The 13,198-nt window shown below is 42.2% G+C and carries 9 protein-coding genes; 3 read left to right on the top strand and 6 right to left on the bottom strand.

Features of this window, described 5'->3' with window-relative positions:
• The gene (locus B5D54_RS10790; RefSeq protein ID WP_078926557.1) at positions 1-1,191 is read right to left on the bottom strand and encodes a XylR family transcriptional regulator; all 1,191 of its coding nucleotides are present in this window, start codon (positions 1,189-1,191) and stop codon (positions 1-3) included.
• A 195-nt stretch (positions 1,192-1,386) separates the two neighbouring features.
• Between B5D54_RS10790 and xylB the strand changes: the two genes are divergently transcribed.
• Together xylB and B5D54_RS10780 are read left to right on the top strand one after the other, a co-directional pair.
• A complete protein-coding gene (gene xylB, locus B5D54_RS10785) occupies positions 1,387-2,844 on the top strand; it encodes a xylulokinase (protein ID WP_078926556.1) in 1,458 nt (485 codons plus the stop codon).
• A 219-nt stretch (positions 2,845-3,063) separates the two neighbouring features.
• Entirely contained in the window at positions 3,064-4,197 is a 1,134-nt protein-coding gene (locus tag B5D54_RS10780; RefSeq protein WP_078926555.1) for a glycerate kinase, read from the top strand.
• Positions 4,198-4,413: 216 nt separating this feature from the next.
• Here the strand turns inward: B5D54_RS10780 and glmS are convergent, their stop codons facing one another.
• The gene (glmS, locus tag B5D54_RS10775; RefSeq protein WP_078926554.1) at positions 4,414-6,246 is read right to left on the bottom strand and encodes a glutamine--fructose-6-phosphate transaminase (isomerizing); all 1,833 of its coding nucleotides are present in this window, start codon (positions 6,244-6,246) and stop codon (positions 4,414-4,416) included.
• A gap of 98 nt (positions 6,247-6,344) precedes the next feature.
• Positions 6,345-7,106, bottom strand: coding sequence for a DeoR/GlpR family DNA-binding transcription regulator (locus B5D54_RS10770; protein ID WP_078926553.1), 762 nt, complete (start codon positions 7,104-7,106; stop codon positions 6,345-6,347).
• Positions 7,107-7,549: 443 nt separating this feature from the next.
• On the opposite strand from B5D54_RS10770, the gene pykF reads away from it, so the two are divergent.
• Entirely contained in the window at positions 7,550-8,962 is a 1,413-nt protein-coding gene (gene pykF, locus B5D54_RS10765) for a pyruvate kinase PykF (protein WP_078926552.1), read from the top strand.
• Between the two features lie 367 nt (positions 8,963-9,329).
• On the opposite strand, the gene B5D54_RS10760 is transcribed toward pykF, so the two are convergent.
• From B5D54_RS10760 to mscS, 3 genes are all read right to left on the bottom strand, one after another.
• Positions 9,330-11,183: a sensor domain-containing diguanylate cyclase gene (locus tag B5D54_RS10760; protein WP_172459884.1), complete on the bottom strand. Its 1,854-nt coding sequence runs from the start codon at positions 11,181-11,183 to the stop codon at positions 9,330-9,332.
• 164 nt (positions 11,184-11,347) lie between these two features.
• Positions 11,348-12,046 carry an oxidative stress defense protein gene (locus B5D54_RS10755; RefSeq protein WP_078926551.1) on the bottom strand — a complete coding sequence of 233 codons (699 nt, stop codon included), beginning with the start codon at positions 12,044-12,046 and terminating at the stop codon, positions 11,348-11,350.
• Positions 12,047-12,300: 254 nt separating this feature from the next.
• The gene (mscS, locus tag B5D54_RS10750; protein WP_078926550.1) at positions 12,301-13,164 is read right to left on the bottom strand and encodes a small-conductance mechanosensitive channel MscS; all 864 of its coding nucleotides are present in this window, start codon (positions 13,162-13,164) and stop codon (positions 12,301-12,303) included.
• Between the last annotated feature and the right edge of the window lie 34 nt (positions 13,165-13,198).

The raw sequence follows: 13,198 nt of genomic DNA, 5'->3' as shown, positions 1-13,198 counted from the left end.
TTATTTCATAGTGGATGTTTGACAGCGATATTCTTTTGGCGTGCTTCCGAAAGCTTTTTTAAACACAGAGTACATATACTGCAAGGAAGGATAACCACAGGTTTCCGCAATTTCAGCAATAGGAAGCTCAGTGGTAATCAATAAATTTTTTGCCCGTTCTAATTTCACGTGATGAATTTCATTGTGGATAGAGTATCCTCTTTCTTCACGAAATCTGGCTTCTAGATTTGATCGAGAAATACCAATATGATTCAGCACCTGATCCACTTTTATACCCTTACAGGCATTATGCCGAATAAAGTGCAGAGCTTGGATAACATAAGGATCATTCAATGCCTGATAATCCGAGCTCTGGCGTTCAAATACTTGAGTAGGGGGAACTAAGATCCGGCTAGATTTTATATTAGCCGATGGATCACGCTCTTGTTGCTCTAATAGCCTATGCAGCATTTTAGCAGCCCTATAGCCCATTGATTTACTTCCCTGCCCCACAGAACTAAGAGAAACCCGGGTCAGATAGCGAGTCATTTCTTCATTATCAATGCCAATCACAGCGATACGATCAGGCACCATTAATCCCAGATAATCACAAGCCTGAAGGATATGTCTAGCGCGGGCATCCGTGACAGCAATGATCCCAATAGGATTAGGTAAGCGCTGTAACCAATCCGCTAAACGATTCATATCATATTTCCAACTCTTAGGGTGTGTCTCCGAACCTCGGTAGACAGAATGAAAATAGTTATCTCGACTAGCCAGCGTAATAAATGCTTTTTCTCGTTCTAGTGCCCATCGTTCCCAAGAGTCATTTGGTATACCGTAAAAAGCAAACTTTTCCAGCCCTTTCTCTTTAAGGTGTTGGAAAGCCATTTCAACCAGTTTAAAGTTATCGGTAGCAACATACGGTACATCAGGGTACAGAGACTCATCACTATAAGAGCCACCAACCCCAACAACAGGAATTGTGGTATTTTTGAGCAAAGATTCTATCTGAGGATTATCAAAATCAGCAATAATACCATCCCCGTCCCAAGTACAGAAATGCTCCATATTCGTTGTAAAATCTTCCTCTACAAAGATATTCCAATGCGTTTGAGATGCATGTAAATATTCACCTATTCCTTCCATTATTTGCCGGTCATACACTTTATTTGCATTGAACAACAGTGAAATTTGATAGTTTTTATCCATAGCAACCACTACCTTGTTAAGGAATTAATACAGATTAACAATAAAATCCCCAAGATAATGTGATCGAAAAATGAGTCGTGAAATATCTTAATGCCATTAATAAAAAACATAATTGAGCAGGGAAAATAAATAGCTAGAATCAAATAAGCACCCTATTTAATAACAAGTATGGTAATAACCGTCAAGGAATAGAATATGTATATCGGCATTGATTTAGGCACTTCTGGTATCAAGGCGATTCTTTTGTCTGAGGAAGGGGAAATTATCGCCTCTACCACGACTACTTTAACTGTCTCGCGCCCTCAACCACTTTGGTCTGAGCAAAACCCTCATGATTGGTGGGAAGCAACCCAAAATGCTCTAGCTGAACTGAATAAACAGCACTCACTTGCAGAAGTAAAAGCCCTTGGATTATCAGGGCAAATGCATGGTGTCACTCTACTGGATAAGAATAACCATGTGCTGCGTCCAGCTATTTTATGGAATGATGGTCGCTGTGAAGTAGAGTGTCAGGAGTTGGAACAACTTGTACCAGAGAGCAGAGCGATTACCGGCAACCTGATGATGCCGGGATTCAGCGCTCCAAAACTTAAATGGTTACAGAAACATGAACCGGAATGTTTTTCCCAAGTCGCCAAAATTTTACTTCCTAAAGACTATCTAAGATTTCTGCTAACCGGAGATTTTGCTACCGATCTTTCTGACGCTGCTGGCACTATGTGGTTAGACGTTGGCAAACGTGATTGGAGCGATGAATTACTGCATGCATGCCAACTTAACAGAACCCATATGCCAGCTTTGTATGAGGGGAATCAAATAACCGGCTCACTCAGCCCTGAGATTGCAAAACAGTTCGGGCTGCAGGAAATACCTGTTGTCGCTGGTGGTGGTGATAATGCGGCTGGAGCTATTGGTGTCGGTATTGTCTCTCCCGGCCATGCGATGATTTCACTGGGTACTTCTGGAGTCTACTTTGCTGTTAGCAAAGGTTTTGTCTCAAACACAGAATCTGCACTGCATTCATTTTGTCACGCTTTACCGAATACTTGGCACACTATGTCAGTGATCTTAAGTGCCGCATCTTGTCTAAATTGGATCGCTAAAATCACTGGATTTGACAACGTTCCACTCATGATGAATGAACTTGAACAACAAAAACCTGATACCTCACTGATTTTTTTACCTTACTTATCTGGAGAGCGTACCCCACACAATAATCCGAATGCTCAAGGTGTATTCTTTGGTTTAACGCATGATACCACTGCCCAAGACATGGCACAGGCGGTACTAGAAGGGGTTGGATTTGCTCTCGCAGATGGCTTAGATGCTCTACATATTACCGGAGATATTCCCAGTGAAATAACTCTGATAGGAGGAGGAGCAAAAAGTGAATACTGGAGACAATTGCTCTCCAATATTTTTAATAAGCCACTAATTTACCGCGAAGGAGGAGACATAGGTCCAGCTTTAGGTGCGGCTCGTCTTGCCCAACTGGGAGTGTGTAAAGAGGCTTCCTCTATTAAGAAAATTTGCGTACAGCCAAAAATTCTCCAGCACCATATCCCTAATAAAGAAAAACATTTATCTCTTTCTAAAAAACGCAGAATATATACCACTTTATATGAACAACTACGACCATTATTCAATAAGTAGCAAGCTTATATAGTGGTATCAGAGTTAATATTATTAGCTACTAGTATTAACTCTGATATATTTTCTCTGCTCTTATGAATCGAATCGTCACCGCCACCTCCGTGGAGAGATGAAGAACATAAGAACACCTTGCCAATTTTTAGTTAGTTTAGTCATCAGCATTGTGTCGTATTGTTATTGGGTGTGTTTAACTTATTTGGGGTTTAAGCGGAGAAAAAAATGAAAATAGTGATAGCACCTGACTCGTTTAAAGAGAGCTTAACAGCATTGGAAGTGGCGACTTATATTGAAAATGGTCTGCGTAAAATCATCCCCGACGCTAACATTATTAAAGTTCCTATGGCTGATGGTGGTGAGGGAACGGTACAATCTTTGATCGATTCTAGTAAAGGAAAAATAATACCGACGAAAGTTTTAGACCCTTTGGGTAGAGAAGTAGACGCTTATTTTGGTTTGATGGGCGATGGTTCAACCGCCGTCATCGAGATGGCATCAGCATCTGGTATTCATTTAGTCGAAGCAGAGCAACGTAACCCACTTATCACAACAAGTTTTGGTACCGGACAATTAATTAAGGCAGCGTTAGATCTAGAAATTCAGCATCTGATATTGGGAATTGGCGGTAGTGCAACAAATGATGCTGGAATTGGGATGTGCCAAGCTCTCGGTATCCGCTTTTTAGATGTTAATGGTATAGAACTCGGATACGGTGGGGGCGCATTAAGCCAACTAGACCGTATTGATTTATCCAATATCGACCCACGTTTAGCCTCTATTACTATTGAGGTTGCATGTGATGTTGATAACCCGTTGTGTGGAGTAAGTGGCGCATCTCATATATTTGGTCCACAAAAAGGAGCAAGTATTGATATGGTACTGACTCTGGATGCAAACCTATCTCACTTTGCTGATATTGTTGAACAACAATTGGGTATAAAAATTAGAGACGTTCCAGGAGCAGGAGCAGCTGGAGGGCTAGGTGCCGCCCTATACGGATTACTCAATGCGGTGATGAAGCCCGGCATTGATATTGTGATTGAAGCCACTCATTTAGCAGAGCTTATCCAAGGTGCTGATGTTGTTATTACCGGAGAGGGTCGTATAGATAGCCAGACTATTCATGGTAAAACCCCAATAGGTGTTGCGAGATTATGCCAAAAAGCAAACATTCCCGTCATTGGGATCGCCGGATGCTTGTCACAAGATTACTCTATCGTCCACGATCACGGAATCAACGCCGTATTTGATATTGTTCCCCGTGCAACTGATTTATCAACAGCACTAAAAGAAGCAGCATTCAATATTGAATCCACAGCGCGTAATATTGCTGCTGTCATGTTGATGTTTAAATAGCCTTAAAATTAAATATGAACGTAAGTATAACTATATTAATGTTTTTCCAGCTTATAAAAATACTTGGGCTTTCTTCTTAATACTCTGATATATCCTCACTAGCCTATATTGACTACTTTTACTGCACGGTGCAATTACAATATAATGGAGAGAAATAAAGAACAATTAAGCTCATTTCAGGGAGCAATCCTTTATTCCTCTCCTACAATACTATCCCTACTCAACCGTTACCGCTTTTGCCAAATTACGGGGCTGGTCAACATCGGTGCCTTTGATCAATGCAACATGGTACGAAAGTAACTGCATAGGAATGGTGTAGTAGATTGGTGCGGTGATCGCACTCACCGGAGGCATGGTAATGATCTTCATCGTGTCGTCAGCCTCAAATCCCGCATCCTGGTCGGCAAAGACATACAACAAACCACCACGGGCGCGTACCTCTTCAATATTGGATTTGAGCTTTTCTAGTAAATCATTGCTGGGTGCGACGACTACAACGGGCATATCGGCATCAATCAAGGCTAATGGCCCATGTTTCAATTCGCCTGCGGCATAAGCTTCTGCATGGATGTAAGAGATCTCCTTAAGCTTCAATGATGCTTCGAGGGCTATCGGATAAAACTCACCACGCCCTAAAAATAGCGTATGGTGCTTATCGGCAAAGTCTTCGGCAATCACTTCTATCTGTTTCTCACAAGCGAGCGCTTGCTCAATCTGCCTAGGTAAAGCATGCAACGCTTGCACAATATCCGCTTCTTTTTGGCTATCAATCACCTGCTTTTGTTTACCTAATGCCGTCACCAGCATAAGCAGAGCTGAAAGTTGTGTAGTAAAGGCTTTGGTTGAGGCGACGCCAATTTCAATGCCCGCTCGGGTCATAAAAGCAAAATCCGATTCACGAACTAAAGAAGACCCCGCCACGTTACAAATGGTCATTGCCGCCATATAACCTTTTTCTTTGGCTAAACGTAACGCAGCCAATGTATCGGCGGTTTCTCCAGATTGAGAAAGTGTAATCAATAAGCTATTAGGGCGGGTCACAAACTTGCGATAACGGAACTCGGAGGCAATTTCTACATCACAACTGACCCCGGCGAGTGCTTCAAACCAGTAACGAGCGGTCATTCCTGCATTGTAAGAGGTGCCACAAGCCACAATTTGAACATGTTCCACTTGGCTTAAGATCTCTGCGGCATGTACCCCGATACTTTCGGTGATCACGGTGTCGTGGCTGATCCGCCCTTCCATGGTATTGATCAAAGCGGTAGGCTGTTCAAAAATCTCTTTTTGCATAAAGTGACGATACTTGCCTTTATCTCCAGCATCGTGCTCGGCATTAGATTCAATAATCTCGCGTACAACAGGTTCACCATTTTCGGCAAAAACATTCACTTCTCGACGAGTGATTTCTGCAACATCACCTTCTTCAAGATACATAAAGCGGCGAGTAACGCTCAGAAGCGCCAATTGATCGGAGGCGAGGAAGTTTTCCCCAACGCCAAAACCAATCACAATCGGGCTACCGGAACGAGCAACCGCCAGTCGGCTGGGATCGTTACAATCAAGTACGACAGTACCGTAAGCCCCTTCCAACTGTTTGACCGCTTTTTGTAATGCTTCAATCAATGAGCTAGAGGTCCGACGTTCCCAATTCACTAAATGAGCAATGACTTCTGTATCGGTTTGTGATTCGAAGACATATCCCCGTTCACGCAAAAGGTCGCGTAATACTTGATGGTTTTCAATAATGCCATTATGAACCACGGCAATGTCACCAGACATGTGTGGATGAGCGTTGATCTCTGAAGGTTCACCATGCGTTGCCCAACGAGTATGGGCTATCCCTGTGCCACCAGACACTTGCGCAGCTTCTACCGCATCGGCTAACTCTTGTACTTTTCCTAACCGGCGAACTCGGGTTAGTTGATTCTCTTCATCAACTACCGCGACTCCCGCTGAGTCATACCCCCGATATTCCAAACGGCGTAAACCTTCCACTAGAATTTCAGCAACATCTCGCTGCGCTACTGCGCCCACAATTCCACACATACGAACTCCATTATGTTATTAATTTTTTGAAACTAGCCTCAGGCAGCAAGCAAAGGCCATTAGGTGGGCTAGCGTCAAGGTAATATGTCTCGATGTAATTAAGCTCGAATGACTCGAACTTGATGAGATTCAATCTGCTTGGCACACTCATCACTCAGATCCCGATCGGTGACCAAGACATCAATACGTTGCCAAGCGAGCTCTAAATTCGGGATCTTCCGCCCTACTTTGTCGGACTCAATCATGACGATAACTTCTCGGGAAACATCCGCCATCACTTGGCTTAAGCCAGTTAACTCATTAAAAGTCGTCGTTCCACGCTCTAAATCAATGCCATCCGCGCCAATAAAAAGCTGATCAAAATCGTAAGAGCGCAGAACAGATTCAGCCACTTTGCCTTGAAAAGATTCAGAATGCGTATCCCAAGTCCCTCCGGTCATCAATAAAGTAGGCTCACTTTCAAGTTCATTCAGTGCATTAGCAACATATAGAGAGTTGGTCATCACAACCAATCCTCTTTTATCATTCAACTGTTGAATAAGTGCAGCCGTCGTACTACCACTATCAATCACAATCCGGTGGTGATCTTTAATCAGTTTTGCAGCCGCCTTGGCTAATGATAACTTTCGAATCGAAACTTTTTCATTAAATTCGTCAGCAACGACTTCTTTAGGAAGCGCAATAGCACCACCATAGCGACGCAACAATAAACCGTTGGTCTCTAAAGAGGCAAGATCCTTTCTAATGGTGACTTCTGATGTTTTAAATTGACTAGAGAGCGCTTCAACACTAACCTCTCCTTGTTCATTAACCAAGCGAGCAATGGCGTGTCGTCTTACCTGAGTGTTTCGTTTAGACATGTTTACCGGATTACGTTAATTTCGATTCGAAACCAATTATAATCACTTCGAAACATTTACGTCCATTTATTTCGATCCAAAAAATTAATATTTAGAGCTAAAACCTTGTTCTAAGACAAATCTTAAATCGTGATATTGCCTTCATTAGATGATAGAATTCGCACCCGAAAAGAAAATAAATTACAGAAACCAACGAAATATTTTGGCAACAATCCCTCTTTAAGGTCGATAAGTTGTCGATTTCTGAAATTTCACCTCAGATAAACAGTCATAAAATGACTAGATCTGTTGAAAGACTTTCAGCTTTAGAGTGAAACATACTCGTGAAGGGTGTTTGGCAATGAGAAATGAAATTTGCCATTAACGAGATCATTGTAAAGCAAGGCATTACACTAAATTAAACTTTAAATTCATCCTAATTTACTTACCGGAGAGCACTTTCCATGAAAAAGACCAAAATCGTTTGTACGATTGGCCCTAAAACTGAATCTGTAGAGAAGTTAACTGAGCTGGTTAACGCTGGCATGAATGTCATGCGTTTGAACTTCTCTCATGGTGATTATGTAGAGCATGGCACTCGTATTACAAACTTCCGTAAAGTCATGGAAGCCACAGGTAAGCAACTTGCTATTTTGCTTGATACTAAAGGGCCTGAAATCCGCACTATCAAACTTGAAAATGGTGATGATGTTGATCTCGTTGCTGGCCAAGAGTTCACTTTTACAACTGATACTTCTGTTGTAGGTAATAAAAATACGGTTGCCGTCACTTACGCAGGTTTTGCACAAGACCTTTCTGCTGGTAACACCATTTTAGTCGACGATGGTTTGATTGAAATGGAAGTGATTTCAACAACCGCTACGGAAGTAAAATGTAAGGTATTGAACAACGGTGCACTAGGTGAAAACAAAGGGGTTAACCTACCTGGCGTCTCTGTTAACCTGCCTGCATTGTCTGAGAAAGACAAAAATGACCTAAAATTTGGTTGTGAGCAAGGTGTTGATTTCGTTGCTGCTTCTTTCATTCGTAAAGCTTCAGATGTCAAAGAAATCCGTGAAGTATTAGCAGCTAACGGCGGCGAAAATATCCAAATCATCTCAAAAATTGAGAACCAAGAAGGTGTTGATAACTTTGATGAAATTCTTGAGTTATCTGACGGTATCATGGTTGCTCGTGGTGACCTAGGTGTTGAGATCCCAGCTGAAGAAGTGATCTTTGCTCAGAAGATGATGATCGAAAAATGTAACCGTGCTCGTAAAGTCGTCATCACTGCAACACAAATGCTAGATTCTATGATCAAAAACCCTCGCCCAACTCGTGCTGAAGCGGGTGACGTTGCGAACGCGATCATGGATGGTACTGATGCCGTTATGCTTTCTGGTGAAACGGCTAAAGGTAAATACCCGGTTGAAGCCGTCACAATCATGGCTCAAATTGCAAACCGTACCGATGCAGCGTTAAAAGCAGAGCTCGGCTCACGATTAGACAGCCCTCGCCTACGCATTACTGAAGCAGTATGTAAAGGTGCCGTTGATACGGCTGAAAAATTGGCAGCTCCGCTGATCGTCGTCGCAACTGAAGCGGGTAAATCAGCTCGTTCTGTACGTAAATACTTCCCAACCGCGAATATCATTGCTGTAACGACAAACAAGAAAACAGCGGCTCAATTAGTATTGAGCAAAGGTATTACGCCTGTTGTCGTAAACGCTATTGACAGCACCGATGATTTCTACCGTTTAGGTAAAGAAATTGCTCTGGAGTCTGGCTTAGGTAAAAAAGGCGATATCGCCGTTATGGTTTCTGGGGCATTAGTTGCTTCAGGCACAACCAATACCACATCAGTACACGTGCTATAATTGATATCTGCATGGTATTAAACAATAAAAATCGGGGCTAATGCCCCGATTTTTATTGTTATTTTTAAGCTACCAACCAAAAAACTCTTTATGATGAGTATTCAGCAGCACTATCATAAGAAGGAAATAAAGAGCACTAATCTGCACACCAAGCACCAATAAAGCGCTAATGGTTAGCCTCACAAGAAAAAGATAGAGCATATTCTACCTCACCATCTCCGTTTCGAAAGCGTCATTTCCGACGAGACCCATTCCGAGCAACCTCGTTTTTGTTCATATTAGAAATATCGCTATTGCTCTTCGACTCTTCTTTAGTTTAGCTCAAAAACAGTAAAACCGGACCTTCGTCACAATATCAGGAGAGAGATTAAGCAATATCATCGCTGCTACGGCAAATAGCCACTTGGTTACGCCCTAATGTTTTAGCCTCATAAAGGGCAATATCTGCACATTTGTAAGAGCGGGTGACATCTTCAGTCATGTCAGTAAGGCCTGCACTGATGGTAACGGGAAGGCTTTCTTCTGAATCAATCCCCTTTCTTATCCGATCAAGCACTAAATACGCTTCTTCAAGGTGGGTATGCGGCATGATAATGGCAAATTCTTCCCCACCAATTCTGGCGACAAAATCCGTACTGCGTAGTAGAGCTAATAGTTGGTGGGCAATAGCACTAATCACTCGATCACCTTGATCATGTCCTTGTTCATCATTGACTCGCTTGAAGAAATCTATATCAAGCAAGGCCAAACACGTTTGCTGCTGCTCACCATAACGTTCAATCAACTGACTTTGGATACGTAGTTCTTGTTCAAATTTACGACGATTCCATATATGGGTCAGCGCATCTTTCTCACTCAGCTCTCGCAGTTTGTTTTCTAAAATTTTTCGCTCACTAATATCGACAATAGAAGTGATGTAGTAGCTCACCTCTCCACCTTCAAAAATAGCTTGAATGCGAATAATGGTCGTCAGCATCTGGCCTTGAGGAGTAGTGAATTCAACTTCACCCTCCCATAAATGATTAGCAGAAACCGTTTCTAAAACTTCCATCACAAACTGAATGCCATGATGAGAAAGTAACACTTTTAGAGCGTTACGCCCTAATGCCCAAGGCCGAGATAAGCCCGTAATTTTCTCAAATTCATCATTGACCATCATCACTTGATGCGACTTATCTGAAATCATCACCGCAGACATACCACTGAGTGCCGCTCTGGCCAGTTTACTTTCCATATTACGCCGATGGTAATGCAAGAGCATTGACACTGTAGGTAGTACAAAGATAAGGACTAATAAGAAAACAAAAATGCCTTCTTTTACAAGATCATTCAAATCACGGGCGGCCCGCTGAGCAAGCTGATCAGGTGTTAAATTAATCACTAAATAAAGCGTCTGTAATTCAGAAAGCTCCATTCGATGAAAGACAATAAGATGTCCATTATCAAACCGATAACCACGACGTTCACCCAACATCGCTTGCCAAGTATCAGGAAATTGATCGGAAAAATCATCGACGTAAATATCCGGCTTCATTAACGCACTGTGCGCTAAACGTTGGCTAAGGTAAACGCCTTGATCAGTCATGATTTTGGGCTGAAAATCCGCTTCTAACGCGTAATTGAGACGATGGGATAAGCGCCAAAGATCGACATCAACCACGATATAGCCATAGCGCTGCCCAAAGATAGTAATGGGAGTGAGCAGTTGCAATGATGGAGGAAAGTTCGCTTTATCTCCCTCCATTCCCCAGATTCCAACTTGATCTTGACCTAACCGCTCCGCATAACGGCGTAAATCACGATGAGGGTAAAGAAAACCGCTATCACTGACGTTCGCCCGTTGATGAACTGACGAATAATCGACGTTGATCTTAACTTGCCCATCAACATCAAGAAAAAGAATCGAGTTATACCATTTTTGATTTTCTGCAACGGAGACAAAAATTGTTTCCAAGTTCAACTGATTAAATTCACTGGTGGTGCGGGCATAATAGTGCGTCGCTTGTCCATGGCTCAGCAAATTGACCACAGAAAAAAGCTGGTCTTGAATATTGGTATATTCACGAACCGTATAATTCAGTTGATTGAGTGCGAGTTGAGCTGTCCGCGAGATGTTCGCTTGAGTCACCTGCTGGTAACGTTGCAGGTAGTAGATAATGGTGGCAGAGGTGATCAGAACCGTGGTAATGAGAAGAAAAATAACAATTCTAGAAAGTCTCATAACCCTATTCAAACATAAAATGCCACAGTAAAGTGGACATTATAACAGCATTTGTTTTTTACTGAATATAAAACTGCCTGTTCATCATGCTAAATTATTTCAAACAGAATATCCCTCTCAACCAAACGACATCAGGCCCGAGAAAAAGGGCCTGATGAATGAGCCTAAGGAACCAATTTATAAATAACATCCACTCTGTCACGGATAATCAAACTCGAGTCTTGGTAAGTGTCATTAACCGATGCTTTGTCGTTCATGCTTGCGCTACGCATTAGCATAGGCTGAGGTGTCATGGAGCTGTATTCAATACGCCATACCCCTCCCAATTTAGCTTGGAAACCAGACGCTAGCGATGCCGCTTTTTTCTTTGCGTCCGTGATGGCGGCCATTCTTGCTTGTGCTTGGTATTTTTCTTGTTCACTGACTTTCAACTGTACGTTATCAACTTGATTAATACCTTGTGCCAAGGCTAAATCTAAGTATTGATTAAGCTGGCTCACCTTCGCCACTTCTACAGTAATACTGCGTTGAGCGCGGTAGCCAACCAACTCTGGCTGACCCGATTTAGGGTAATGGTATTGCGGCGTTAAATAGAGATTAGAGCTAGAAATATCTTGAGCCTCAACCCCCGATTGCTTCAATTGCGAGGTAAATTCAGCCACAACCTTATCAACTGTCGCTTTGGCTTGCTCAGCATTCATATTCGTTTCAACGACTTTGACTGAGAATTGGGCACGATCAGGCACTGCGGTGACTTCACCATATCCTGAAGTCACAATATGAGGAAAATTTAACGACTGAGCCTGAACGCATGCAGCGGTAAAGCTACACAAAGCAATCGCAAACTGAGGGAACCATTTCATATAACTCACCTTCTTTGGATAAATGATTTTTCCAGACCAGATTGACGCTGAGTCCTTGTACCTTGACTAGACCAATATTGATATTGCCTCATCATAACGAAATCGATGTAAAGTCTTTGTGAGTTATCTGCAAAAAGGCCTCTACCAGACGTTTTATTAACGCTATTGGTCATAACAGGAATGTGTAGCGGTATATAAACCTAAAAAATAACGAAGGCTAGCCTTCGTTATTTTTTCTGTCATGCTGACTGGGATCAGTTCAATTTATTTAAATGAACATCCATTTGAGGGAATGGAATCTCGATACCATTTTCATCCAGTCCTTCTTTAATTTTGTGCAACAATTCCCAGTAAACGGGCCAATAATCGGTACTTTTCACCCAAGGGCGAACGATAAAATTAATCGATGATTCACCGAGTTGATGTACTTCAACTCGAACAGCAGGATCTTTTAATACCCGAGGATCGCGCTCAACCACATCACGCAGTACCTGCTTGGTTTTATTTAGATCCGATTTATAAGATACGCCAATCAGTAAATCAACACGACGTGTAGCATGGCGTGAATAATTGACAATTGCGCCATTCACTACCGCTGAGTTAGGTAATACCACCATTTTGTTATCGGGTGTTTTTAAAATTGTCTGAAAAATATGGATCGAATCAACCGATCCAGCGGTTCCAGCCACTTCAATATAGTCACCGGATTTAAACGGACGGAAAGCAACGATTAACACTCCAGCAGCAAAGTTGGATAGCGAACCTTGCAGCGCTAAACCCACCGCTAAACCCGCCGCACCGATAATTGCCACAACGGACGCGGTTTGAACGCCAATACGACTTAATGCGGCAACCAATACAATAATGAATAGTGTGTAACGTACGATGCCTTGGATAAAATCGACAACCGCCTTATCCATCTCTTTTTTCATCAACACGTTTGCTACACTACCTGCAATCGTTTTGACAATCAGGTTACCAATAAACAAAATCAAAATAGCAGAAATAATATTCACACCATATTGAATAAATAAATCTGAGTTATTGGTTAGCCAACTATTGACCTGATGTAAACTTTCAACGCCAGGAACTTCAAGTCCCACTGACTCATTCGCCATCTTGTATATCCTCTACAATCAATGATATCGATAT

This window comes from Vibrio cincinnatiensis DSM 19608, assembly GCF_900167345.1.
In the GTDB taxonomy this organism is placed as follows: Bacteria; Pseudomonadota; Gammaproteobacteria; order Enterobacterales; family Vibrionaceae; genus Vibrio; species Vibrio cincinnatiensis.
Note: the sequence above shows the minus strand (reverse complement) of the source record. Positions and strands in the feature narration are given on the sequence as shown.